Below are 24,979 nucleotides of genomic sequence, written 5' to 3' on the forward strand. Positions count from 1 at the left end.
GCCCGTTGATCGACGCCTCCAGTCGGCCCGGGCGCTTTACGGGGCATACAATCAAGATCAAGAGCCAGATCAAAAGCAAAATCAAGAGCCAGATCACAAGCCAGATCACAAGCCAAAGCAAAAGCGCTGCATTCCATTATCCTGAACACCCATGACGATTCCGGGCATAAAAAATTTAAAACATAGGGCGCCAAAACCGATAAAAACCCGAAAAACAAGGGCTTTCACGGCGAGAAACGAAAAATATTTTGGACGCAAATCACCGGGAAGTGTTTGACATAATAAACGGCTGTGGCAGGCTATCACCCAGGCTACCGACCGGCGTGGACATTTTGTCGCACAGCCGGCAGTGCTCGGAGCCTCAGGTAGCGCCTGTTTCATCCGCGGCGCGCCTGCACAAAAACGATAGGCCGTGCCTGTCCCAAGGTGATATATGTCCAACAGCAACATTGGCAATAACAAACAAAAATTCCGCAAACCCGTCGTCCTTATGTCCATGGGTGCCCAGGAACGCAAAGGGCACGACTACCAGGTCATGACCCACAAATACATCGTCCCCATCGTCGACCACGCCGGCTGCGTGCCCGTGCTGGTGCCCACCTGCTGCGGCACCGACGACCTGGAACAGTACCTGGACATGGCCGACGGCGTGTACCTGACCGGCGCCGGCAGCAACATCGACCCGTCGCTGTACGGCCAGGACAACCAGACCCCCGGCAAGGCCCAGGACCGCGACCGCGACCTGTTCGACCTGCCGCTGGTGCGTGCCGCCCTGGCCCGTGGCCTGCCGATCTTCGGCATCTGCCGCGGCATGCAGGAGATCAACGTGGCGCTGGGCGGCGACATGTACCAGAAGGTCTATGCCGAGCCCGGCTTCAACGACCACCGCGAAAACAGCGAAGACCCGGTCGAGGTGCAGTACGCCCCGGCGCACAGCGTGCAGGTCACCGCCAACAGCTGGCTGCACTCGCTGCTGGGCACCGACTCGATCCGCGTCAACTCGCTGCACGGCCAGGGCCTGAAAACCCTGGGCAAGGGCCTGGAAGCCATCGCCCGCGCCGAAGACGGCCTGGTGGAGGCCATTCACGGCCCGAGCCTGTCGTCGTTCCTGTTCGCGGTGCAATGGCACCCCGAGTGGCAAGCCGCGAAGAACCCCGATTCGGTGAAAATCTTCGAAGCCTTCGGCCAGGCCTGCCGCCGCCAGGTGCAGAAGAAGGCCGGCGCCTACGGCAGCGCCGCCTGATCAAGGGCAACACCACCCCGCAGGAGCCGGCCTTGGCCGTGATGCAAGCGCCGCGGCGTACCAGACGCGGCGCCATCGCGCCCAAGGCCGCTGCTGCGGGGCCTCACGCAATACCGTTTTCCTCCTCGCCCGGCCTCTGCGTCGGGCTTTTTTCATCTGCGGCACTTTGACGCACCCCCTCCCCGCCCGGTACATTTGCCTGCATTCGCGACGTGGAGCTCGACATGCCTGGTTCAGCAAGAAACACCGCGCTACTGTGGATCGTGGCCTCGGGTTTCTTCATGCAGACCCTCGACACCACCATCGTCAACACCGCCCTGCCCTCCATGGCCAACGCCCTGGGCGAACAGCCGCTGGACATGCTGCCGGTGGTGGTGGCGTATTCGCTGACCATGGCCATGCTCACCCCCGCCTCCGGCTGGCTGGCCGACCGTTTCGGCACGCGGCGCATCTACTTCCTGGCCATCCTGCTGTTCGTCATCGGCTCGGTGCTGTGCGCCGCCTCGCAAAGCCTTCCCGAACTGGTCACCGCCCGCGTGGTGCAAGGCATCGGCGGCTCCATGCTGCTGCCCATCGGCCGCCTGGCGGTGCTGCGCAGTGTCACCGGCGAGCAGTACATCGCCGCCCTGGCCATGGTTTCGGTGGCCGGCCAGGTGGGCCCGCTGATCGGCCCGGTGCTGGGCGGCTGGATCTCCCAGAGCCTGGCCTGGAACTGGATTTTCCTGATCAACATACCCATCGGCGTGCTGGGCATGGTGGCGGTACGGCGCTTCCTCACGGATGACGCCCTGACCCAGCCGCCGCCCTTCGACTTCGTCGGCTGCGGCCTGCTGTCGTTATGCATGGCGGCGTTCTCGCTGGCCCTGGACGTGCCCGGCGACCGTCACCAGGGCCTGCTCAGCGCCATGCTGTTCGGCGTCGCCCTGGCTGCGGCGCTGTGCTACATCCCCCACGCCCGCAGGCGGCAGAACCCGCTGTTCTCCCTGGCGCTGTTCGGCCAGCGCAATTTCAGCGTCGGCCTGGTCGGCAACCTGCTGTGCCGCATTGGCTCCGGCGCCGTGCCCTTCCTGCTGCCGCTGCTGATGCAACTGCAACTGGGCTATTCGCCGCTGCACTCGGGCCTGATGCTGCTGCCGGCGGCGGTGGGCGGCATTCTTTCCAAGCGCTACGTGGTGCCGCTGGTGCAGCATTTCGGCTACAACCGCTTCCTGCTGGTGAACACCGTGCTGGTGGGCGCCAGCATCGCCTCGTTCGGGCTGATCTCCCCCGGCTGGCCGCTGGCCCTGGAAATTCTGCAGATCGGCATTTTCGGCGCCAGCAACTCCATGCAGTTCGCCGCCATGAACAGCGTCACCCTCAAGGGCCTGGGCGCCCGCGACGCCGGAAGCGGCAACAGCCTGTTCTCCATGGTGCAGATCTTGGCCATCGGCCTGGGGGTGATCATCGGCGGTGGGGTGGTCAACCTGCTGTCGGCCAGCGCCGGCGAGGCAGCCATGGCTTACCGCTGGGCGTTCATCGTCACCGGGCTGTTCACCCTGGCCTCCGGGCTGATTTTCCGCGCGCTGGAAACCGAGCGACAGCTGGCACCCTCGCGGTAACCGCCCCGTCGTGTTTATTGCATAGACTCAGGAGACCCGCCCACGCCCCCGAGGGTCGCCGCCCATGCCCAAGACCCGCGTCCCTGCCCTGTTGCTGCGCATCGAACTGGCCGATATAGAACCGGTGATCTGGCGCCACCTGCTGGTGCCCCCCGGCATTACCCTGCCGCACCTGCACCAGGCGCTGCAGGCCGCCCTGGGCTGGCACGACATGCACCTGCACGAGTTCCACATCCAGGGCGCCACCTACGGCGTGCCAGACACTGACAGCCCGCCGCTGAACGACGAAGCCGGCGTGACGCTGGCCCATGCCTTGGGCACCGCCAGCACCTTCAGCTACGTGTATGACATGGGTGACGAATGGGAACACCAGATCAGCGTCATGCCGTACCTGCCCAGCAACCCACCGGCCGAACTGCCGCGCTGCCTGGACGGCGCCAACGCCGGGCCTCCCGAGGACGCCGGCGGCCCCGGCGGCTACAGCCAGTTCGTCGAGGCCATGGCCGACCCGCTGCACCCCGAGCACGAGGCCATGCTGGACTGGCACGGCCAGCCCTTCGATGCCAGCACCTGGGACATCGACCGGGTCAACAAGCGTCTCAAGCGCCTGCGCCACACCTGGGACCGCGATGACTTGAACGAACGCTGAACAGAGCAACACTTTCATGCCACGACCACCCCGCCACGACACTCCTTTCACAACTACGTAAAAGGAAATGGCTAGCATCGCCGGGACTTGATCGAGCGTATGGATTAAAGATGGATCACGCCCACCGCATTCGGCTGCACGCACTACTGATTTTCTTCGTTGCCCTGGCGCTGTTCAGCCTGGGCATCTGGAACGAGCAACCCCAGGGCTTCGACGGCCGCTGGGCGCTGTTCCTGCAGGAGATGTTCCGCCACGGGCCCAGCCTGTTCCCCACCACCTACGGCCAGCCCTACGCCGACTACCCCGGCACGGCCACCTTCATGAGCTACCTGTGCGCGCGGCTGTTCGGCGCACCCAACCACCTGGCCAACGTGCTGCCCACCGCCATTGCCTCGGCCGGCGTGTTGGCCCTGCTGTACCGCCTGCTGGCGCCGTTCAGTCGCGCCTGGGGCCTGCTGGCGGTGCTGCTGACCGCGCTCACCACCCAGTGGCTGGAGAAGTCGCGCTCGGTGTGCCTGGACCAGATGAGCGCACTGCTGTGCCTGGCCTGCTTCTACCTGCTGCACCGCAGCGAGGCGCTCGGCTCGCGAGTGCTGCGCGGGTCGGTGTTCCCGTTGTTCGCACTGGGCTTCGCCATTCGCGGGCCCCTGGGGCTAGTGGAAGTGTGCGGCGTGGCCTGCACCTATTGGGCCCTGGGCGTGGCGCCCGACCGTGCCGCAGCCGTGCTGCGCATCAAGCGCGTGCTCGGCTATGGCGTGGTCGGCCTGCTGCTGATGGGCGGTGGCTGGTGGCTGCTGATGGAACTGGCGCGCATCGCCGGCGGCGACAGCTTCGCCCAGGACGTGCGCAACATGCAGGTGGGCGGCCGCCTGGATGAAAGCGGCAAGCCGTTCTTCTTCTACTTCCAGCTGAGCCTGTACCGCTACTTCCCAGTGGTGCCCCTGGCCCTGGCCACGCTGATTGCCCTGCGCCACCGCTGGAGCACCCGCGGCCAGGACGCCGACGTGCAACTGGCCATCCGCCTGGGCGCCTGCGGCCTGATGATTCTGCTGGGGCTATCGGTGCCGCACTTCAAGCGCGCCTACTACGTGCTGCCGATGGTGCCGCTGTTCGCCGCCGTCGCCGCCTACGGCCTGCTCAATGCCCAGGGCTGGCTGGCGCGGGTGGGTCGCGCCTACCAGTGGCTGGTGGCCGTGCTGCCGGGGCTGGGCATCATCATCGTGTTCACCTGCCACCACCTGTGGCGCAAGCATGACTACTGGCCGGACGTGTCGCTGTTCCTGCTGGTCGGCGGCCTGGTGCTGCTGCAGTTCGCCGCCCTGTGGGCCTGGTGCAGCAGTGCCGAACGCGCGCGGCGCCTGGTGCTGCTGAGCCTGGTGGCACTGGCTGCGCAATGGTGGCTGCTGGTGAAGATGGTGGAGCCCGAGCAGGACCGCCAGTTCGACACGCAAACCTTCGTGCAGCACGTGGAAGGCCTGCGCGCGGCCAACCCGGGCACCCTGGTGTTCGTCAACCTGGGCCGCGACACCTGGGCGGTGCGCTACATGATGAACCTGGACCATGACGAGGTGCCGACGCCGCTGTTCGTCGACGCCGTGGACCCGGCCAAACTGCCGCACCCGGCCTGGGTGATCGTGGCGCGCAGCGAGCGTAATTTGGTGCCGGGCCTTGAGCCTGTGTACAGCGGCAAGCTCAACGGCAATGCGCTACTGGTGTTCCAGGTGCCATAAACAGCAAAATCCCCCCATAAAAAAACGGGGCGCTTCAAGCGCCCCGTTTTTCATTCCATCAACCCTGGATCAGGTTGGGAATATCGACCTTCGGGTTCACGTCGGCGTCGTAGTCGACACCGGCGATCTCGAAGCCGAACAAGCGCAGGAACTCATGCTTGTAACCGGCGAAGTCGGTCAGGTCGCTGAGGTTCTCGGTGGTCACTTCGTTCCACAGCGCCTCAACCTTGGCCTGTACTTCCGGGGCCAGCTCCTTGTAGTCGGCGCGCAGGCGGCCGTCGGCGTCCAGGATAGGCTGGGCGTTGTACAGGCTGTCCTTGAACAGGCCGTAGACCTGCTCGATGCAGCCTTCGTGGGTGCCCTGCTCTTTCATCACCTTGAACAGCAGCGACAGGTACAGCGGCATGATCGGGATGGCCGAGCTGGCCTGGGTAACCACGGCCTTGAGCACCGACACGCGCGCGTCGCCGCCCAGCGGGGCGAGGTTCTCGCGGATGTTCAGGACTTTCTTGTCCAGGTCCTTCTTGGCTTCGCCAATCGAACCGTTCCAGTAGATGTCGTGGGTCAGCTTCTCGCCCAGGTAGGTGAACGCGGTGGTCTTGGCGCCTTCGGCCAGTACACCGGCTTCCTGCAGCGCGTCCATCCACATCTGCCAGTCTTCACCGCCCATGACGGCCACGGTACCGTCGATCTCGGCCTGGGAAGCGGGTTCCAGGGTGGTCTCTTCGACGGTGCCCTTGTCAGTGTTGACGCCGCGCTGGGTCACGGACTTGCCCAGTGGCTTGAGGGTCGAGCTCAGCAGTTCGCCGGTCTTGGGGTGCAGGCGGCGCGGGGCAGCCAGGCTGTAGACCACCAGGTCGATCTTGCCCAGGTCCTGCTTGATGGCCTCGATGGTCTGGCGCTTGATCTCGTCGGAGAACGCGTCGCCGTTGATGCTCTTGGCGTACAGGCCTTCGGCCTCGGCAAACTTGTGGAAGGCCGCGGTGTTGTACCAGCCGGCGGTGCCAGCCTTCTTCTCGTCACCTTCGCGCTCGAAGAACACGCCCAGGGTCTTGGCACCGCAACCGAAGGCGGCGCTGATGCGCGCGGCCAGGCCGTAGCCGGTGGAAGCACCCAGCACCAGCACATTCTTCGGGCCATCGTTGATGGCGCCGTGCTGCTTCACGTAGTCGATCTGTTCCTTGACGTTCGCTTCGCAGCCAGTGGGATGTGTGGTCACGCAGACGAAGCCGCGAACGCGTGGTTTGATGATCATGTATAGAGCTCCCTATGCGGTGTGCTGTGGGCCAGTGTCGCGCCCATGTCTGTTTCATAGACGCCCATAACGGCTGCGCGTCACGGGCAATGACGACAAATATGAAGTGGGCGCATTGTAAACGGATTTTCCTGCCGTGCGCGCCACCCTCCACAACCGCCACGACGATCGCCGTAGCCGCTGCCGCCAGGCTGCGCTGGCCAGCCAGTACACGGAACATCTTCAGCGTGGTTCAGGGCCAGCGCAGCCTTCGGCAGCGGCTACGGTCCGTGTCGCCACGGGGGAATACAGCAGCGCCGGGAGGAAGGCGAACGTCGACACCAGCACCGCCGCCAGGCTCAGCAACAACAGCAGGCCCATGCTGGCCGTGCCCGGGTGCCGGGCGATGGCCAGGCTGCCGAACGCGGTGCCGGTGGTCAGCGCCGAGAACAGCACCGCCCGCGCCGTGGGCGAGCCCAGGCACTGGCGCTGGCCGGCGCGGGCGTTCATCACGAAGTAGATGTTGAACGACACCCCCACCCCCAGCAGCAACGGCAGGGCAATGATGTTGGCGAAGTTCAGCGACATGCCCAGCAGCCGCGCGAACAGCGCCGTGAGCAGCGCCGACATCAGCAGCGTGGCCAGCACCAGCGCCATGTCGCGCAGCCGCCGCAACACCAGCACCAGCACCTCGGCGATGGCCAGGGTGGCGTACAGCGCCGCCTGTTCGAACGCCTGCAGAATGGTGTCGGCGGCCTGCACCGTGTCCAGTGCGGCCCCCACTGCCTGTGGCGCGACCTTCTGCACGCTGGCCACAAAGCGCCGCAAGCCCTCGGTGCTCTGGGCCTGGGCGCCGGGGGTGACCTGCACGCGCACCTGGCCATCGGCGGTGAACCAGTCGCGCCGCAACCCTTCGGGCAGGCCCTCGGCGCTGATGGGCTGCGCCGCCAGCGAATCGGCCAGGCGCTTGAAGGTCACCGGCAGGAACTGCGCCAGCGCCTGGTTGGCCAGCAGCAAGGCACTGTCCGGGCCCCGGGCCAGGCCGTCGAGCGCCGCGCTGATGCGCGCCAGCGGCGTGCCGGGTGGCACCTGGGCGCCAAGGCCGGCAATGGCCGCATGGGTGTGCGCCGCCGCCTCGCGCAGTTGCGCCGCAGTGGGTGCAGGCAGGGCCTGGCGCGGTTCGAGCACGCCGTACATCAGGTCCAGCGCCTGGCGAATCTGGTCCAGTTGCTGGGTCTGGTTCAAAGGCACGAAATCGGCCCCCGAGACCACCTGGGCCACGTCGGGCAAGGCGCTGAGGCGGGCACTGAGGATACGCGCGCTGTCCAGGTCCGGGGCCAGCACGTTGAGGGTGAAGGGATTGGTGTTGGGGTCATCCATCAGGCCGGTGAGCGTCAGCATGGCCTCGGTGTCGGCGCGCTTGGTGTGCAGCGGGTTGGCGTCGAAGGGCATGCTGAGGGCGCTGTACAGACCGCCTATGGCCAGCAGCCCGAACACCCCCAGCACCGGCCAGCGCCGCCGCGCCAGCCAGGCATCGCCGCGGTGGCCGCCGGGCAGGCCGGTTTCACCGGCGCTGGCACGGCGGCTGCGCGGCAGCAGGCCGAGCAACGCCGGCAGCACGGTCAGGGTGCAGGCCAGGGCCAGCAGCATGCCGACCCCGGCGATGCTGCCCAGCTCGGCCATGCCGCTGAACGAAGTGGGGGCGAACGCCAGGAAGCCGCAGGCGGTGGCCAGGGCCGCCAGGCCGATCTGCCCGCCCACCTCCAGCCCGGTCAGCCGCAGGCTGGCGGCAAGGCTTTGCCCGGGTTGCTCCAGGGCCCGCAGGCGCACGCCGAACTGAATGCCGAAATCCACCGCCAGGCCAATGAACAGCACCGCAAAGGCCACCGACACCAGGTTCAAACGCCCCACCGCCAACGCCGCGTAGCCCAGGGTGTAGACCAGCCCCAGCACCAGGGTCAACAGCACCGCCAGCACGCTCTGCCAGGTGCGCAGCGCCAGCACCAGCAACACGATCACCAGCAGGCCGCCGCCCAGGGCGATAGGCACCGCGCGGTCGCTCAGCGACTCGAATTCCTCGTCCGCCAGCGGCACCGAGCCGGTGTAGTTGACCTGCACCCGCCCGGCCTTGACCTCGGGCAGCGCGGCGGCCAGTTGCAGCAATGCGGCCGTGGCCGCCTGCCCGGGCTCCAGCGCCTCGTGGTCAAGCACCGGTTGCAGCAGAATCAGTTGCAGCCCACCGCTGCGGCCGGCCAGTTGCGGGGTGAGCAGCGCCTGCCAGGACAACGGCGCCGGGCGCCCGGCCTGAGCCTGCTCGAAGGTGTCGGCGACCCGGCCCAGGGCGACGTTGTAGGGCACCAGGTCCATGCCCATGCTCACGCCCTCCACCAGCCGGTCCAGGGCCTTGAACAGCCCGCGGGCGCTGGGGTCGGCGGCCAGCGGGTCGAGCAGTTGGCCGCCCTGGGTCATGCTGTCGATGACGCTGTAGAGCTCGTCGGGGGGCAGCAGCATCAGCCCCTCGCGGTCGAAGAAGGTGCTGATGCCCGGCGTCGACACCTCGCGGAAATGCGCGTTGTCCGCCGCCAGTTGCCCCGCCAGGGTGACCGCCGCGTCGTGGGCCTCCTCGTCGCTGGGCGCGCGGATAACCACCACCAGGGTGTCGCTGAACTGCGGAAACTGCCGGGCGAACGCCTGGCTCTGCTGGCGCCAGGGCAGGTCATCGGCAAACAGGTGGTCGGCGTCGGTGTCCATGCTCAGCCGGTGGCTGGCGGCCTGCAGGCTCAGCAGCGCCAACAGCGCGGCGACCACCAACACCGTCCAGGGCCGGCGGGCGCAGTGGTGGACCAGGGTGGCGATGAGCTGATGCACGCCCCTCATGAGACCCGCGGCCGCTGGCCCTGGCCCACCACCGCCCCCAGGCAAGGGGCGGCGCGGGCGGCAGTGCGCAGCGCCTTCAAGGCCTTGCCCATGCGCCGCGCCAGGCCCGGCAGGCGCAGCAGCAACCAGGGCCGGCGCAGGAACGCCCGCACCAACGCCAGCGGCCGCGCCTGGCCCCAGGGGTCGATGGCCCCTTGCAGCGCCGGCGGGAGGCGGTCGTCGACTTCATCGACAATGGCCCGCAGCGCCAGGAACGGCAAGCCACGCTCGCGGGCCACGGCGGCCACGGCGGCGCTCTCAAGGTCCACCGCAGCGCACAGGTACAGCTGCCCGGCGGCGCGCTTGGCGGCGCCGTCGCTCAAGGTCTGGCCGAGGCTGGCCAGGGCCTGGTCGTAGCGCACCGGCACCCCGGCCGTGGTCAGGCGCTGGCACAGGCGCTCGCTCCACGAGGGGTCGCAGGCAAACAGGTAGCCCTGTTCGTCCACCACGTGCGAGGGGCACAGCAATACGCCGCTGCGCAACGAGTCGTCCAGCGCCCCGGCCACGCCGAAACTGGCCAGGGCCTGCACGCCGCTGTCGGCCAGGGCACGGGCGCCCTGCCCGGCCGCTGCCTGGCCCATGCCGGCCAGCCACAGGCGGCCGCCATCGGGCAGTTCCAGCACGCGCCCCGGCAGCGCCGCGGCGTTGGCCAAGGCCTGGGCCTCGGCCTGCAAGGCCACCACTATGCCAACGGCGCTGGGCCTCACACCGCCCCCCTGGGGCGCGCGCGCAGTTCACGGTAGCGGGCCAGGGCATACAGCGGGAAGTACGCCGCGTAGCCGTGGTATTTCAGGTAATACACCCGTGGGAAGCCGGGCGCGTTGTGCGCCGGGTCCGACCACAGGCCGTCGGCCTGCTGGTGCGCCTGCAGCCAGGCGACGCCCCGCTGCACCGCGGCCCCGTCCACCTCGCCCAGGGCCAGCAGCGCCAGCACCGCCCAGGCGGTGGAATGCGGCGTGCTGAGGCCGCCGTTGGTGCCGGCCAGCATCGGGTCGATGTAGCTGTCATTGGTTTCGCCCCAGCCACCGTCGCGGTGCTGGCGGCTGCGCAGCCATTCCACCGCCCGGCGCAGGTACGGCTGCTGCGGGTCTTCGCCGGCCAGCACCAGCCCCGACACGGTGCTCCAGGTGCCATAGATGTAGTTGCTGCCCCAGCGCCCCCACCAGCTGCCGTCCGCGCGCTGGGCGTCGCGCAGGTAGGCCACGCAGCGGCGCGTGGCGGCGCCGTGGTCGCCCAGCACGCCCAGGCAGGCGGCCACGCGACCACTGACGTCCTCGGTGGGCGGGTCGAGCAAGGCGCCGTGGTCGGCAAAGGGAATGGCGTTGAGGTAGTAGCAGGTGTTGTCAGCGTCGAAGGCGCCAAAGCCGCCGTTGCGCGACTGCAGCGCCAGCATCCACTCACGGGCGCGCTGCACGCTGGGGCCATGGGCGCCGGGGCTGTCGAAGCGCCGGTCGAGCAGCTGCAACAGCGCTGCCACCAGCGCAGTGTCATCGATGTCCGGGTAATAGGCATTGAGGTACTGGAACGCCCAGCCACCGGGCCGGACGTGGGCGGCGTTCACCGCCCAGTCGCCCTTGAACTCAAGCTCCTGGCGCGCCACCAGCCAGTCGCGGGCCTGCTGCAACGCCGGGTCGACCTTGCCCGGGTCGCCGCTGTGCAGCAGGGCCATCATGCTCCAGCCGGTGTCCCACACCGGCGACATGCACGGCTGGCAGTAGGTGCTGCCGTCGTCGCGCTCCACCAGCAGGCGGTCCAGCGCGCGCTTGCAGGTCAGCCGCAACGGGTGGTCCTTGGCGTAGCCCAGCAGGCCCAGGGCCTCGTAGGCGTTGACCATGGGCGGGAAAATCGCGCCCATGCCGTCCTCGCCGTTCAGGCGCGCCACGAACCAATCCCTGGCGCGGTCCAGTGCGCGTTGGCGCAAACCTCGCGGAATCAGCCGCTCAAGGCCACGGCCGACCTTGTCCAGGCCCAGGAACAGCACCTTGAGCAGGCTGTCGCGCAGGAAGTAATCGCGCTCCTGCTCGGGCGGCGTGACGAACAGCTCGCGAATATCCACCTGGTGCGGGTTGGCCGCCCTGGCCTTCAGCGAGCACAGCACGGTGAGCGGCACCAGGGTGGTGCGCGCCCAGTAGGCGATCTTGTCGATATGGATCGGCGCCCAGCGCGGCAGCAGGATCAGCTCCACCGGCACCCAGGGCACGGCGCGCCACGGCACCTGCTCGAACATGGCCAGCAGGATGCGCGTGAAGACGTTGCTCTTCGCCGCGCCACCCAGCGCCAGCAGCGCCTCGCGGGCCTGGCGCATGTGCGGTGCCTGGGGCGAATCACCGGCGGCCTTCAGGGCGTAATAGGCCTTCACCGTGCAGGAAATGTCCAGCGCGCCACCGGTGTACTGGGCCCAGCCACCGTGGCCGTCGCGCACCTGGATCTGCCGCAGGTACACCGCCATGCGCGCCTGCAGGGCGGTGTCGATGTCGTCGGTGAAGTGCATCATCAGGATGTATTCGGCGGTGATGGTGCAGTCCGATTCCAGCTCGAAGCACCAGTGGCCGTCGGCCCGCTGGCGCTTGAGCAGGGCCTCGCGGGCGCGCTCGATGGCCGGGTCCAGCGCCAGGGTCGGCTCGGGGGCCAGGCCGGCGCCCAGCAGCATGCTGTCGTCCATCATGGGCGCAGGTCCACCTGTTCGGCCACCAGCACCGGTTCCATGGAATAGGCGATGGCGCTCTTGGGCCACAGCGGTGCGCTCCACTCACTGGCCAGCGGCGTCAACGGCAGGCCGCGCGCCGCCGTGGCGAACAGCCAGCCAAGGCCGGCATTGGAGTTGCCGCTCAGGCGCGTCAGGGTCAGGGTGCAGGCCACCGCGCGACGGGAAATCTTCACCTGGGCGCCGTGGCAGAAGTCCAGGTTCTGCTGCAGCTTGCGCAAGGTCAGCACCGCCAGGCCAATGCTCCACAGGCAGAAGCGCCGGAAGCCGCCATGGCGCACCGGGATCATCAGCGTGTACTCCAGCGCCCGCCGCAGGTGCGCGTGGGCGACGCCGATCAACTCGGCCATGGCCCCGGCGTAGTTGCCTTCGTGGGCGCCGGCGTGCAGGGACTGCAATTGCACCTGGTAGCGGCTGAACACGTCCTGGGGCAACCAGCACACGCCGTGCTCGTGGTCTTCCCATTGGTCCTTGAGGATGTTGGTCATCTGCAGCCCCTGGCCGAACGACACCGCCAGGCGCATCAGGTTGTCGCGCTGGGCGCGCAGCTGCGGGTCGTGGTCCAGCAGCAGCTCGGTGAGCATCTCGCCCACCACGCCGGCCACGCAGTAGCAGTAGCAATCCAGGTCACGCAGGGTGTCCAGGCCATGGCGGCCCACCGTGCGCTGAAAGTCGTGCATGCCGTGGGACATGATGGTCAGGCACTTGAGGATGGCCTCGCGTTGCGGCGACGTGAGGCTGTGGGTCACCTGCAGCACCAGCGGCAACTGCCCCACCAGTTCGCGCTCGGCCGCCGAGGTCTCCTGGGAGAACAACGGCGCCACTTCGGCGGCGAAGGCCTTGGGGTCGATGCGCCCGGTCACCGCATCGATGAAGCCGTCCTCGAAGCGGCGCTTCTGCTGGGCGTCGAACACCGGCTCGTCTTCGATGGTGTCGGCCACCCGGCACAGCAGGTAGGCATTGGTCACGGCCCGGCGCAAGCTGGGCGGCAACTGCGGAATGGTCAACGCAAAGGTGCGCGACACCTTGGGCAGTATCGCGTCCTGGTATTCATCGGCGGTGGGGGTCACGGAACCCTCAACCTCACGCGGCTCGAACATGGGCATGCCGGGGCCTTCCTTTTTTGGGGACGGTCAGAAATGGCTCAGTGTTCGGGGTGGCACGGCAGGGCTGCGTCTGTCGCGCGGCACCTGGGCTCAACCCTCGGGGAAAATCATAGTAGAAAAAACAAGGGTATCCATGGAACTTATGGATTGGATGGAAGAGTTCATGAAGGGCTGGGAATGGTTTGCAGATGGCACCGAGGACGCGCGTCGCCAGCGCCCACAAAAAAGCCGCTGCCCAGGGGGCAGCGGCTTTGGTGTTACCAGCGCATCAGGGAATCAGGCTGGCTGATCCCACGGGCGGTCGCCCTTGGCGTCCTTGATGCGGGTCGGCAGGCCCATCACGTCCAGCGCCTTGAGGAACGGCTCGGCTGGCAGCTCCTCGACGTTGACCATGCGTTGCGCGTCCCACTCGCCACGGGCGACCAGCAAGGCAGCGGCCACCGGTGGCACGCCAGCGGTGTAGGAGATGCCCTGGCTGTCGGTCTCGGCGTAGGCTTCCTCGTGGTCGGCCACGTTGTAGATGAACAGCTCGTGCGGCTGGCCATCCTTGGTGCCCTTGACCAGGTCGCCGATGCAGGTCTTGCCGGTGTAGCCCGGTGCCAGGGACGAGGGGTCCGGCAGCACGGCCTTGACCACTTTCAACGGCACCACTTCCAGGCCTTCGGCAGTCTTGACCGGCTGTTCGGACAGCAGGCCCAGGTTTTTCAGCACGGTGAAGACGTTGATGTAGTGCTCGCCGAAGCTCATCCAGAAGCGCACGTTAGGCACGTCGAGGTTCTTGGAGATCGAGTGCACTTCGTCGTGACCGGTGAGGTACAGGTTCTGCGAACCCACTACCGGCAGGTCGTCGGTGCGCTTGACTTCGAACATGGTGTTGCTGGTCCACTGGCTGTTCTGCCAGCTCCAGACTTGCCCGGTAAATTCGCGGAAGTTGATTTCCGGGTCGAAATTGGTGGCAAAGTATTTGCCATGGGAGCCAGCATTGACGTCGAGGATGTCGATGGAGTCAATGCGGTCGAAATGCTGTTGTTTCGCCAGTGCGGCATAGGCGTTCACGACGCCCGGGTCGAAGCCCACGCCCAGGATGGCGGTAATGTTCTTCTGCTGGCATTCCTCGAGGTGTTTCCACTCGTAGTTGCCGTACCAGGGCGGCGTCTCGCAGATTTTGCCCGGTTCTTCGTGAATCGCGGTGTCCAGGTACGCCACACCGGTATCGATGCAGGCACGCAGCACCGACATGTTCAGGAACGCGGAGCCGACGTTGATGACGATCTGCGATTCGGTCTCGCGGATCAACGCCTTGGTTGCTTCGACATCCAGTGCATTCAACGCGAACGCCTTGATGTCAGCGGGCTGTTTGAGGCTGCCCTTGGCCTTGACGCTGTCGATGATGGCCTGGCATTTGGAGATGTTACGCGACGCGATGGCAATACGACCGAGTTCGTCGTTGTGCTGCGCGCACTTGTGGGCCACCACCTTGGCGACACCTCCTGCACCAATGATAAGAACGTTCTTCTTCAATTTCTTTACTTCTCCTTAAGCCGCCAGCTTACGAAAGGCTGGACAGGTAATCGTCAAAACCAAATTCACGAACCACCTCGACGGTACCGTCGAGTTGTTTCACTACGATGGACGGCATTTTCAGGCCGTTGAACCAGTTTTTCTTGACCATGGTGTAGCCGGCCGCGTCGACGAACGACAGGCGGTCGCCAATGGCCAGGGGACGGTCGAATTGGTACTCGCCGAAGATGTCGCCGGCCAGGCACGATTTGCCGCAGACCATGTAGGTGTGCTCGCCTTCGCTTGGCGCCAGCTTGGCGTTCAGGCGGTAGATCAGCAGGTCGAGCATGTGCGCTTCGATGGAGCTGTCGACCACGGCCAGGTGCTTGCCGTTGTACAGGGTGTCGAGCACAGTCACTTCCAGCGAGGCGCTCTGGGTGATGGCGGCTTCGCCCGGCTCCAGGTACACCTGCACGCCGTACTTCTGCGAGAACGCCTTCAGGCGCGCGCAGAACTCATCCAAAGCATAGCCTTCGCCGGTGAAATGGATACCGCCGCCCAGGCTCACCCACTCAACCTTGTGCAGCAGGTGGCCGAAGCGCTCTTCGATGGTGCCCAGCATCTGGTCGAACAGGCCGAAGTCGCCGTTCTCGCAGTTGTTGTGGAACATGAAGCCACTGATCTGCTCGATCACGCCTTCGACCTTCGCCGGGTCCCACTCGCCCAGGCGGCTGAACGGGCGCGCCGGGTCGGCCAGCAGGTAGTCGGAGCTGCTCACCTGCGGGTTCACGCGCAGGCCGCGGACCTTGCCTTCGCTCGCCTGCGCGAAGCGTTGCAGCTGGCCGATGGAGTTGAAGATGATCTTGTCGCAGTTCTCCAGCATCTCGCCGATTTCGTCATCGGCCCAGGCGACGCTGTAGGCGTGGGTCTCGCCGGCGAATTTCTGGCGGCCCAGCTTCAGCTCGTAGAGCGAAGACGAGGTGGTGCCGTCCATGTACTGCTGCATCAGGTCGAACACCGACCAGGTGGCGAAGCACTTGAGTGCCAGCAGGGCCTTGGCGCCAGAGTGTTCGCGCACGTAGGCGATCTTCTGCATGTTGGCCAAGAGCTTGGTTTTGTCGATGAGGTAATACGGGGTCTGGATCATGTCGAAGCCTCCGGCAAGGCCAGCCAAAAAAATGGACGCGAATTGTGCCTTCTCTCAGGGCGGGGGGAAAGGGCAGATTGCGCATTTTGCTGCGTCAATGTTTCACATTGGCAGGCTGGCGGTGATTTGCGGGAGGAAATCGACGATCGGAGACTGCGTAGCCGCTGCCGCAGGCTGCGCTGGCCGTCCGCTTCACTGGAGATCTCCAGCGAGGCACAGGGCCAGCGCAGCCTGCGGCAGCGGCTACGGGTGCAGGCGCGGGGCGGCTGGGATCAGCCGGCGGCGCAGGTGAACTGGTCGGTGTGCGCCACCGTGCGGCCGCGGTCGTTGACCAGGTCCACACCCAGGGCCAGGCCCATGCTCATGCCGGTGCTGGTCTCGCGCAGCTGGTAGTGCTCGTCAGGCTTGAAGTGGGCATAGGCCAGGGTGCCGTGGCAGGTCTTGTCGTCGACGTACACGCTGCTGGCGGCGTACACCACCACCTGCATGCTGTGCTTGCCCGGCGCTACCTGGAAGTAGCGGCCGTCCTTGAGCGGGTGGCCGTCCAGCTGCTCGGCCAGCATGTTGTCGCGCGCCTCTTCCTGCAGCCCTACCCAGGCGTCGTGCGGGTCGGGCTTGGGCATCGTGCCGGCACAGGCCGAGAGCAAGGCGGCAAGGCCCAGGACAGGGATCAGCGTCAGTGCTTTCAGGTTCATGGGGTTCCTCCCGGAAAGGGTCGTTGGAGCGTTGCGCGGCAGGCTGCCGGCGATGGGCCAATCTTCGCCGAGCGCCCCTGCCCTGCCCAATGAATCCCCATGAAACGAATTTCAGACCGTTTACAGAAAAACCCGCTACGCGCCTTCCACGCGGTTGCGCCCGGCGCGCTTGGCGCGGTACAGCGCAGCGTCGGCGCTGCCATAGGCCAGGTCGAAACCGGTGCCCGCCGGGTGGGCGCTGACGCCGAAGCTGGCGGTGACCGGGCGGTTCACCGGGTGCATGAACACGTGGCCGGCGATGGCCGCGCGCATGGCCTCGGCCACGCCCAGGCCGTCATCGAGGTTGCCGCCGGGCAACAGCACGGTGAACTCCTCGCCACCCACGCGGCCGATCAGCCCGCGCTCGCCGACGATCTGCCGCAGGCAGCCGACGATGCCCTGGATCACGCCGTCGCCAGCAGGGTGGCCGTACTCGTCGTTGACCTTCTTGAAGTGGTCGATGTCCAGCACGATCATCGCCACGCCAATACGTGACAGGGTGCTGCTGGTCTGCTCGATGATCGCGCCGCGGTTCAGCACCCCGGTCAGCGCGTCGTGGGTGGCGCGGTGTTCCAACTGCCGGGCCAGTATCTGCAGCTGCGCGTTGAGGGTGTTCATCTCGCGCTCGGCGCGGTCGCTGCGGCCGATCAGCCGGCGCGTCTCGCGGATCAGGCGCTCGAAATGCAGGGCCATGTCCACCAGCGACTGGCGGTACAGGTCGGCATCGGCCTGGGGCAAGGCCAGCACGCCGCGCGCGTGTTGCAGGGCGTCGAACTCGCTCTTGAACAGGTCGGGCACCCCTTCGGTCAACGCTACCGGCATCACGGAACTCCTCATCAACTGGCCACGGGCTGGTCGTTGAACTGGATGGCGGTGAAGTCCGCCTGCAGCTCTTCGCCGAATTCGAAAATCGTCTCGTCTTCTTCGTCGTGGTACCAGTTGACGATGACTTCATTGCCGGCCTGGGCGGCCTGGTCCAGGGCGTCGAAAATGCTGAAGAGCATCTTCGTGCTGGAGCTGTTGAAGTAGGCCAGGGCGATGTTGGCGGTGATGCACTCGCCGCTGCAGGCCTCCAGGTAGCTGCGCAGGTGCTGCACCACTGGGGCGTAGAACGCCGCGGCGTTTTCCGGGTAGGACTCGCCCTTGAGGGTCAGCAGGTGCTGGTCGAATCGGAAGTCGACTTCCGGCGATGTGGCACTGGCTTCAACGTAGAAATTATCCATTTTCAGTGTGTCTCTACTCAGATCGTGGCTTTGAGGCAGAACAGCGAGGTGCCCGGTTCGTCCGCACGCGGATGGAAGCTGAATTCCAGTGGCGCGCTGGCGTCGCGGGCCATGGTCAGGAAGCCCAGGCCGGCGCCCTTGCTGTCCTCGGGGGTTTCGGCGCGCAGGACCACCTTGTAGGCCTGCTTGATTTCATCGATGGACATCTTGCACAGCGCCAGCAGCTTTTCGCGCAGGCGCTCGACGTCGTCGGTGGCGATGGGGTTGGCGCATTGCATCAGGTAGCGGTCGCCCTCGGCGCTGATGCACACCGCGCCCTGGCGCACCGAGGCGTCCTCGGCCACCGGCGTGCGCAGGCAGTCGGAGGAATAGTGGATGATGTTCTGGGACTGCTCCACGAACGACGAGAACAGCTTGCGCCGGGTGGGGCCGCTGACGCCGGCCACTTCCAGCTGCAACTTCATCACCTCGGCCATGGTGGTGATGATGCTGTGGCTGAAATAGCCCATGTGATAGAAGATCACGTTGCGCTGCTGGGCAAGGTCGAAAAAGGTGCAGTCCTGTGTGGTGTGTGGGTTAGCCATGGTCGTTCCTGAGCCGGGCGCAAAATAGGGTGAGGTCGTCACGTCGTGTTTGCGTTCCCTGCCAACCCGCCAGTGCACGTTGCAATTCATTGCAGATGGCAGCCGCCGGCGCCTGGCGGTGGGCCAGGAGCGTGTCGAATGCCTTGCGTTTTCCAAACGCAATTCGTTTTGGCCCGCCAATCTGGTCGGTCAGGCCGTCGGTGGCGATGAACATCAGGCTGCCCGGCTGCATCGGCACTTCCTCGCAGCGCCATGCGTAATCCAGCTCGCTGGCCACGTAGCCGACGCCCATGCGCTGGCCGGCCAGGGTCTCGACCTGAGCGGCGCCGGGGTGCAGCACCGACAGGCCCAGGCGCGCGCCGGCGAAGCTGAGCACCTGGCGGGCGCTGTCGAACCAGAAGAACGCGGCGTCCAGGCCGTCGTCCGACTCGGGGTGTTCCTGGCCGCCTTCCACCTGCCCTAGCAGTTCCTTGACGCTGCGGTTGACTGCCGACAGCAGCCGTGCCGGGTCGCGCGGGCCACACTGGGCCAGCGCGCGGGTCAGCGAGGAGGAGGCAATCAAGGTCATGAAGGCGCCGGGCACGCCGTGGCCGGTGCAGTCGGCGATGGCGCCGAACCAGCCGTCGTCGTAGGCGCCAAAATGGTAGAAGTCGCCACCCACCACGTCGCGCGGTTCCCACAGCAGCGCGGCGTCATCGAGCATCGACTTCAGCGCATCGCGCGAGGCGCGCAGCATGGCGCGCTGGATCACACTGGCGTACTCGATGCTCTGCATCATCTGCCGGTTCTTTTCCGCCTGCATGGCGGCCACCACGCCCATCAACTGCAGGCCATTGCCCAGGCCGGCGAAGTCGCCGCCACGGGTGACGATGAAACCGTCGGACAGGGCCTTCTCGCCGTACTCCACGGTCTTGAAGGTCAGCGCCTCGATGCTCATCTGCGCATCGACAATCAGCGGTTCCTTGTCCATGAAGGCGATGCAGCTTTTCTTGTCATACAGCTCGCGGTGGAACGGCCGGCTCATCTGCGACAGGAAGATATTGCGGTTGATCAGGCCGATGGGCCGGCGCCCTTCCACCACCGCCAGGCAGGTCATCTCTTTTTGCGAGGTAAAAATATCCATGACCAGCGCGTTGGTGGCGCTGGATTCAATGGCGGGCACTTCCTTGCACAGGTCACCGGCACAGCGGTGATCGCGGGGAAGTTTCGGACGCATGAAGGGGAAGGTTTCTGCGTGCATGGTGTATGGCCGACCCGAAGTGAAGGCGCGATGCTAGCCATACAATGTTAAAATGATATTACAACCCCACATATCTCCCCCCGTAGCAGCTGCCGAAGGCTGCGTCCTCCCCCCACGCATGTCAGGCCCAGGACGCAGCCTGCGGCAGCTGCTACGTGAATGCGTAGACCCCGCGCCTACTTGTGCCGGTACAGCGCATCCCGGCGCTTGTCCAGGCTGGCCTGGCGCTTGGCGATGTCGGCTTCAAGCTCGGCCAGGCGGTCTTCGCCGCAGGCAATGGCCGCCCCCTTGCTGGGGTACAGCTCGTCCACGTGGTAGTTGCGGCCCGACTCGGTGCGGTCGTAGCCGCTGGCGGCGTAGCCAGGGCCGATCAGCTCGATTTCCAGGGGCTGGAAGCTGCGGGTCAGCAGCCAGGCCGTGTAGGGGTAGATTCTTTCGCGCATTGCAGCGTTCCAGGGGCCAAAATGAACGGGTAGGATGCACCAGCGGGCCATTCGCTATATACCAAATGATATAGCGCTTGGGCCGCCCACGGCAAATCCCCTTTCCCGCCCCGCAGGAGCCCGATGCGCGCATGATCATCCGCCCCCACAACCCCTCCGCCCTGACGCTGCTGTTTTCGCTGAAGGGTTCGATCATCCCGGCCATCTGGCGCAAGGTGCTGTTCACGGTGCTGATCAGCTCGGCGGTGGTGGCCATCCACGGCACCCTGTTCCACTTCAAGGTGGTGCTCACCGCCACGCCGTTCACCCTGTGGGGCCTGACCCTGGCGATCTTCCTCGGCTTTCGCAATACCGTGGCCTACCAGCGTTTCTGGGAAGCCCGGACCTTGTGGGGGGAGTTGTTGATCGTCAGCCGCAACCTCACGCGCCAGACCCTGAGCCTGCTGCCCAGCCTGGCCGCGGAGCAGCGCGAACAGTTGGGCCACAGCCTGGTGGCGTTCGCCTATGTGCTCAAGCATTTCCTGCGCCGCGAGGCGGTGGCGCCGCAGACCCTGGAGCGCCTGGACGAACACGCGCGGCACGTGGTGCTGGGCCACCAGAACCCGCCCAGCGCACTGCTGGGCCTGCTGGGCAAGCGCTACCAGGACGCCGCACGCCAGGCCGGCGCCGGCGAGCAGGTGCAGATGGGCATCGACCAGCAGCTGACGCGGCTGTCCTACGTGCTGGGCGGTTGCGAGCGCATCAAGAACACGCCCATCCCCTACCCCTACATCCTGCTGCTGCACCGCACCGTGCACATCTACTGCTTCCTGCTGCCGTTCTGCCTGATCGACAGCATCGGCTGGTTCACCCCGGTGGCAGTGTGCATCCTGGCGTACACCTTCTTCGGCCTGGACGCCCTGGGCGACCAGATCGCCGACCCGTTCGACCTGCAACCCAACGACCTGCCGCTGAACGCCATGTGCCGGCACATCGAGATTGCCGTGCAGGAACTGCTGGAGGTGCCCGCCGCCCTGCCCGAAGAACCCGAGGACGGCGTGCTGATGTAATCAGCCGGCGACGCCGAGGATGATGTGCGAGGCCTTGATCAGCGCCGTGGCCGTCACGCCCGGGGCCAGGCCCAGCTCCTGCACGGCCTCGCGGGTGACGATGGAAAACACCTCGGTGCCGCCCGCCAGGCGCAGCACCACTTCGGCGTTCACCGCACCGTCGCCGACGCGCACCACCTGGCCCTGCAGGCTGTTGCGCGCCGAGAAGCGGTAGCCGCCGGTGTCAGTCACCAGCACCACCCACGGTGCCTTGACCAGCGCCACCGCTTCCTTGCCCACCGCCAGGCCCAGGCTGGTGACGCTGGCCAGGGTCACCACCGCCACCAGCGTCTCGCCGCCGGGCAGGGCCAGCGCCACCTCGGCGTTCACCGCCCCCGGGTTGACCTGGCTGACGGTGCCCTTGAATACATTGCGTGCGCTGACTTTCATGCGGTGCTTCCCTGTGAGTGGCAATCGAGGCGCCATCATCGGTATTGGCGCTATGTGCTTACAACCATAGCGCTACACCAGCAGGTCTTCGTAGAAGGCGCCGTACGGCAGGCTCGGGTGCGCCAGCTGGATCTCCAGGATCCACAGCCCGGCGTTGGGCGCCTGCTCGAAATCGCCCAGGTCGCCGCCGCGGTAGATGGCGTGGGGGAAGTCGCTGACGCGGTGGCCCTTGATGTTCAGGTTCAGCACCCAGCCCATCTCCCGCGCCTGGGCGTCGGCGTAGTCGTACAGCGCCTGGCCGGTGACCTGCTGGGCGCGCCAGAAGGCCTCGACGCGGTCGAACAGGGCCTTGGCCGCGGCGGCGCAGGCGGCTTTCTGCGGGTCGCTGCCGGTGGTGAACGTGGCGCCGGCGTCGCCTTCATGGCCTTGCCACACGGCGCCCATGTCGATGAAGTAGATGTCGTCCTCGCCCAGCACCGGGTCGCCCTCGGAACGCTGCTTGAAGGTCTTCAGGGTGTTGGCGCCAAAGCGCACCAGCAGCGGGTGCCAGATACGCTGCATGTCCAGCTCCTGCAGCACCTGCTTGCCCAGCTCGCGGGCCTGGGATTCGAGCATGCCTGGCGCGATGCGCCGGGACAGCAGCTCGATGGCCTGCCAGGTCATGGCCTGGGCGTGCTGCATCGAGGCCAGGCTGTAGGACGGGCCGACGGCCTCTTTGGAGAAAGCATTCATCACGGTGACTCCTGTTATCGTTCCATTAGCGCTATACAGCAAACTATATAGCGATACCTTGCGCAGCAGATATCACAAAATGTTTAACTGGCCGTGAGGATTCCACGAGCGCGGGATGGTTAGCATTCCCACAACGCCATTCACCCCGCCTGAAAAGGACAAGTTCATGCTGCTACTACTGATCGTCTACCTGGGGGGTGTGTTGACCATCGTCAGCCCCTGCATCCTGCCGGTGCTGCCGTTCGTGTTCGCCCGCACCGGCCAGCCCTTCGTCAAGAGCGGCCTGCCGCTGCTGGCCGGCATGGCCGTGACCTTCGCCCTGGTGGCGTCCCTGGCCGCGGTGGGCGGTGCCTGGGTGGTGCAGTTGAACCAGTATGGCCGCTGGCTGGCGCTGGTGTTCGTGGCGCTGTTCGGCCTGACCCTGCTGCTGCCGCAGCTGGCCGAGCGCCTGACCCGGCCGTTGGTGGCCGCCGGCAGCCGGCTGTCGGAAGCCGCCGGCACCACCAACCAGCCGCGCCCCGGCGCCTCGTTCCTGATCGGCGTGGCCACCGGCCTGCTGTGGGCGCCCTGCGCCGGCCCCATCCTCGGCCTGGTGCTGACCGGCGCCGCCCTGCAGGGCGCCAGCGTCGGCACCACGCTGTTGCTGCTGGCCTACGCCGCCGGCGCCGCCACCTCGCTGGCCGCCGCGCTGCTGGTGGGCGGCAAGCTGTTCGCCGCCATGAAACGCGCCCTGGGCGTGGGCGAGTGGATCCGCCGCGGCCTGGGCGCCTTGATGCTGGCCGGCGTCGCCGCCATTGCCCTGGGCCTGGACACCGGCGTGCTGGCGCAGCTATCCACTGCCAGCACCGGCGGCCTGGAACAGCACCTGGTGGACCGCGTGCTGGGCGAGAAAAACCGCCCCGTGCAGGCCGCCGCGGTCACCGTCAGCGACACCCAGCCGTTGCCGGTGGAAGGCGACCTGCCGGCGCTGGACGGCGCCGTGCAATGGCTCAACTCGCCACCGCTGACCGCCGAGGCGCTGAAGGGCAAGGTGGTGTTGGTGGACTTCTGGACCTACTCCTGCATCAACTGCCTGCGCACCCTGCCCTACCTCAAGGCCTGGGCCGCCAAGTACCACGACCAGGGCCTGGTGGTGATCGGCGTGCACGCCCCCGAATTCGCCTTCGAGCGCGACGTGGGCAACGTCACCGCGGCCATGAAGAAGCTCGGCATCACCTACCCCGTGGCCATCGACAACGACTACAAGATCTGGCGCGCCTTCGACAACGAATACTGGCCCGCCCACTACTTTGTCGACGCCCAGGGCAAGATCCGCTTCCACCACTTCGGCGAAGGCGAATACGAGCAGTCCGAACGGGTCATCCAGCAACTGTTGCGCGAAGCCGGCCACGGCCAGTTCAACAGCGACCTGGTGAACATCGACGCCCAGGGCGTGCAGCAGGCCGCCGACAACCAGGACATGCGCTCGCCGGAAACCTACGTGGGCTACCGCCGCTCGGAAAACTTCGCCTCCACCCCGGCGCTAGCTGCCGACAAGGACGTCCACTACCAATTGCCGGCCCAGCCGCAGCTGAACCAGTGGGGCGTGGAAGGCCAATGGCGAATCGGCGCCGAACAGGCCACCCTCAGCCAGGCCAACGGCCGAATCGCCTACCGCTTCCAGGCCCGCGACCTGCACCTGGTGCTAGGCCCCGGCACCAACGGCCAGCCGGTGCGCTTCAAGGTGCTGATCGACGGCAAGGCGCCGGGCGATGCCCACGGCACCGACGTGGCGCCGGACGGCAGCGGCCAGGTCACCGAACAGCGCCTGTACCAGTTGGTGCGCCAGCCGGGGGACATCAGCCAGCACACCTTCAGCATCGAATTCCTTGACCCGGGTGTCTCGGCCTATGCCTTCACCTTTGGCTGACCGCCGCCAAGGGCCGGGCGAACGTGCAGGGTTGCTCGACCCGGGCGCCTGAATCAACCCCGACCATGGCCGCAGGCGCCTGTGCGCCCTGCGCCAACCGGCGCCCTAGAGGCGCCGATGGCGGTAATCATCGAAATCGATAGTCACTATGCCCGCAGGTAGTTTTTCCTGCGCGGCGGCCGGTCGTAAAGTTGGCTCCATTTTCTCCACCACCTACTCTGGAGCCTCACCATGAAACCTGTAATCACCTTCAGCCTTGCCCTGTCACTGATGGCCACCGGCAGCGCTTTCGCCACCCCGCAAACTGTCACCAGCCACCCCCAGGCCACCGTGGCCCAGGACGGCGCCGAACACGCCCGCGACCGCAACATGCGCATGGCCGAGAACGGCAGCGAACATGTGCTGCCGCACCAGCATGCGGAGCAGCAGGCGCCGATTTATGTGGCGGAAGTGCGTCGTGAGTTTGGTTCTGACTATCAGCGTTATTGAGATGCTGCGCGGCAAACAGGCCCGGTTCATTGAACCGGGCTTTTTTATGCCCGAACAAACCCGGAAAGCCGCCGGCTCGAGCTTTTGATCTGGCTTTTGATCCGGCTTTTGATCCGGCCTTTGCTTTTGATCTGGCTTTTGATCTGGCTTTTGATCTTGATCTTGATCTTGATCTTGATCTTGGCCCCGTTAAGCGCCCGGGCCGACCGGAGGCGTTGATCAAGCGGGCCTCGGCGGAGCCGAGGAAGACGGAACCGGAGGCGCTTCTATTCCGGGCCGTCGTCCGCTTGAGCGACGCCGGAGGGAGGGGACCCGTAGCG

Annotated in this window: 24 protein-coding genes; 9 read left to right on the forward strand and 15 right to left on the reverse strand. The window is 66.3% G+C overall.

Going from position 1 to position 24,979, the window contains the following annotated elements:
- Positions 1 to 433 precede the first annotated feature (433 nt).
- The 4 genes from ACWKWX_RS31765 (at position 434) to ACWKWX_RS31780 (ending at position 5,220) form a co-directional block, all read left to right on the forward strand.
- The gene (locus tag ACWKWX_RS31765) at positions 434 to 1,243 is read left to right on the forward strand and encodes a gamma-glutamyl-gamma-aminobutyrate hydrolase family protein (protein ID WP_473002676.1); all 810 of its coding nucleotides are present in this window, start codon (positions 434 to 436) and stop codon (positions 1,241 to 1,243) included.
- Between the two features lie 224 nt (positions 1,244 to 1,467).
- Positions 1,468 to 2,841: a DHA2 family efflux MFS transporter permease subunit gene (locus tag ACWKWX_RS31770; protein ID WP_483829845.1), complete on the forward strand. Its 1,374-nt coding sequence runs from the start codon at positions 1,468 to 1,470 to the stop codon at positions 2,839 to 2,841.
- A gap of 64 nt (positions 2,842 to 2,905) precedes the next feature.
- The gene (locus ACWKWX_RS31775; RefSeq protein WP_483829846.1) at positions 2,906 to 3,490 is read left to right on the forward strand and encodes a plasmid pRiA4b ORF-3 family protein; all 585 of its coding nucleotides are present in this window, start codon (positions 2,906 to 2,908) and stop codon (positions 3,488 to 3,490) included.
- Positions 3,491 to 3,600: 110 nt separating this feature from the next.
- Positions 3,601 to 5,220 (forward strand): ArnT family glycosyltransferase, encoded by a 1,620-nt coding sequence (locus tag ACWKWX_RS31780; protein WP_483829847.1) that lies wholly within the window; start codon positions 3,601 to 3,603, stop codon positions 5,218 to 5,220.
- Positions 5,221 to 5,278: 58 nt separating this feature from the next.
- Here ACWKWX_RS31780 and fabV read toward each other — a convergent pair whose 3' ends face one another.
- The 5 genes from fabV to ACWKWX_RS31805 all read right to left on the reverse strand — a co-directional run bounded on the left by fabV (position 5,279) and on the right by ACWKWX_RS31805 (position 13,180).
- Positions 5,279 to 6,475 (reverse strand): enoyl-ACP reductase FabV, encoded by a 1,197-nt coding sequence (fabV, locus tag ACWKWX_RS31785; protein ID WP_483829848.1) that lies wholly within the window; start codon positions 6,473 to 6,475, stop codon positions 5,279 to 5,281.
- A 222-nt stretch (positions 6,476 to 6,697) separates the two neighbouring features.
- A complete protein-coding gene (locus ACWKWX_RS31790) occupies positions 6,698 to 9,322 on the reverse strand; it encodes an MMPL family transporter (RefSeq protein WP_483829849.1) in 2,625 nt (874 codons plus the stop codon).
- 5 nt (positions 9,323 to 9,327) lie between these two features.
- The gene (locus tag ACWKWX_RS31795; protein WP_483829850.1) at positions 9,328 to 10,077 is read right to left on the reverse strand and encodes a phosphorylase family protein; all 750 of its coding nucleotides are present in this window, start codon (positions 10,075 to 10,077) and stop codon (positions 9,328 to 9,330) included.
- Entirely contained in the window at positions 10,074 to 12,035 is a 1,962-nt protein-coding gene (gene shc / locus ACWKWX_RS31800) for a squalene--hopene cyclase (protein WP_483829851.1), read from the reverse strand. The genes ACWKWX_RS31795 and shc overlap by 4 nt, the downstream gene beginning before the upstream one ends.
- Positions 12,032 to 13,180, reverse strand: a complete 1,149-nt coding sequence (locus ACWKWX_RS31805; RefSeq protein ID WP_473002683.1) for a phytoene/squalene synthase family protein — start codon at positions 13,178 to 13,180, stop codon at positions 12,032 to 12,034. Before ACWKWX_RS31805 ends, shc begins: the two co-directional genes overlap by 4 nt.
- 133 nt (positions 13,181 to 13,313) lie before the next feature.
- On the opposite strand from ACWKWX_RS31805, the gene ACWKWX_RS31810 reads away from it, so the two are divergent.
- Positions 13,314 to 13,469 (forward strand): hypothetical protein, encoded by a 156-nt coding sequence (locus ACWKWX_RS31810; protein WP_483829852.1) that lies wholly within the window; start codon positions 13,314 to 13,316, stop codon positions 13,467 to 13,469.
- Here the strand turns inward: ACWKWX_RS31810 and ACWKWX_RS31815 are convergent.
- The 8 genes from ACWKWX_RS31815 to ACWKWX_RS31850 all read right to left on the reverse strand — a co-directional run bounded on the left by ACWKWX_RS31815 (position 13,457) and on the right by ACWKWX_RS31850 (position 20,051).
- Positions 13,457 to 14,701 (reverse strand): saccharopine dehydrogenase family protein, encoded by a 1,245-nt coding sequence (locus ACWKWX_RS31815; protein WP_416424827.1) that lies wholly within the window; start codon positions 14,699 to 14,701, stop codon positions 13,457 to 13,459. The genes ACWKWX_RS31810 and ACWKWX_RS31815 overlap by 13 nt on opposite strands.
- A gap of 28 nt (positions 14,702 to 14,729) precedes the next feature.
- Positions 14,730 to 15,827, reverse strand: coding sequence for a carboxynorspermidine decarboxylase (locus tag ACWKWX_RS31820; protein WP_483829853.1), 1,098 nt, complete (start codon positions 15,825 to 15,827; stop codon positions 14,730 to 14,732).
- Positions 15,828 to 16,099: 272 nt separating this feature from the next.
- Positions 16,100 to 16,522, reverse strand: a complete 423-nt coding sequence (locus tag ACWKWX_RS31825; RefSeq protein WP_416424829.1) for a PA0061/PA0062 family lipoprotein — start codon at positions 16,520 to 16,522, stop codon at positions 16,100 to 16,102.
- A 135-nt stretch (positions 16,523 to 16,657) separates the two neighbouring features.
- Entirely contained in the window at positions 16,658 to 17,383 is a 726-nt protein-coding gene (locus ACWKWX_RS31830) for a GGDEF domain-containing protein (RefSeq protein WP_416424830.1), read from the reverse strand.
- Positions 17,384 to 17,397: 14 nt separating this feature from the next.
- Positions 17,398 to 17,784, reverse strand: coding sequence for a DUF1987 domain-containing protein (locus tag ACWKWX_RS31835; RefSeq protein ID WP_416424831.1), 387 nt, complete (start codon positions 17,782 to 17,784; stop codon positions 17,398 to 17,400).
- 17 nt (positions 17,785 to 17,801) lie between these two features.
- A complete protein-coding gene (locus tag ACWKWX_RS31840) occupies positions 17,802 to 18,368 on the reverse strand; it encodes a SiaB family protein kinase (RefSeq protein WP_416424832.1) in 567 nt (188 codons plus the stop codon).
- Positions 18,361 to 19,584 (reverse strand): SpoIIE family protein phosphatase, encoded by a 1,224-nt coding sequence (locus tag ACWKWX_RS31845; RefSeq protein WP_416424833.1) that lies wholly within the window; start codon positions 19,582 to 19,584, stop codon positions 18,361 to 18,363. Before ACWKWX_RS31845 ends, ACWKWX_RS31840 begins: the two co-directional genes overlap by 8 nt.
- 200 nt (positions 19,585 to 19,784) lie before the next feature.
- A complete protein-coding gene (locus tag ACWKWX_RS31850; RefSeq protein WP_416424834.1) occupies positions 19,785 to 20,051 on the reverse strand; it encodes a hypothetical protein in 267 nt (88 codons plus the stop codon).
- Between the two features lie 131 nt (positions 20,052 to 20,182).
- On the opposite strand from ACWKWX_RS31850, the gene ACWKWX_RS31855 reads away from it, so the two are divergent.
- Positions 20,183 to 21,100 carry a bestrophin family protein gene (locus ACWKWX_RS31855; protein ID WP_473002689.1) on the forward strand — a complete coding sequence of 306 codons (918 nt, stop codon included), beginning with the start codon at positions 20,183 to 20,185 and terminating at the stop codon, positions 21,098 to 21,100.
- Here ACWKWX_RS31855 and ACWKWX_RS31860 read toward each other — a convergent pair whose 3' ends face one another.
- Both ACWKWX_RS31860 and ACWKWX_RS31865 read right to left on the reverse strand, forming a co-directional pair.
- Entirely contained in the window at positions 21,101 to 21,529 is a 429-nt protein-coding gene (locus ACWKWX_RS31860) for a TOBE domain-containing protein (protein ID WP_483829854.1), read from the reverse strand. It lies immediately after the preceding gene.
- A 72-nt stretch (positions 21,530 to 21,601) separates the two neighbouring features.
- Positions 21,602 to 22,261: a M24 family metallopeptidase gene (locus tag ACWKWX_RS31865; RefSeq protein ID WP_483829855.1), complete on the reverse strand. Its 660-nt coding sequence runs from the start codon at positions 22,259 to 22,261 to the stop codon at positions 21,602 to 21,604.
- A gap of 166 nt (positions 22,262 to 22,427) precedes the next feature.
- Here ACWKWX_RS31865 and ACWKWX_RS31870 point away from each other — a divergent pair, with 166 nt between their 5' ends.
- The 3 genes from ACWKWX_RS31870 to ACWKWX_RS31880 all read left to right on the forward strand — a co-directional run.
- Positions 22,428 to 24,170 carry a cytochrome c biogenesis protein DipZ gene (locus ACWKWX_RS31870; protein ID WP_483829856.1) on the forward strand — a complete coding sequence of 581 codons (1,743 nt, stop codon included), beginning with the start codon at positions 22,428 to 22,430 and terminating at the stop codon, positions 24,168 to 24,170.
- A gap of 231 nt (positions 24,171 to 24,401) precedes the next feature.
- Entirely contained in the window at positions 24,402 to 24,659 is a 258-nt protein-coding gene (locus ACWKWX_RS31875) for a hypothetical protein (protein ID WP_416424839.1), read from the forward strand.
- A 29-nt stretch (positions 24,660 to 24,688) separates the two neighbouring features.
- A partial coding sequence (locus ACWKWX_RS31880) for a hypothetical protein (protein ID WP_483829857.1) occupies positions 24,689 to 24,979 on the forward strand: 291 nt, incomplete at its 3' end.

This window comes from Pseudomonas imperatae (assembly GCF_057128625.1).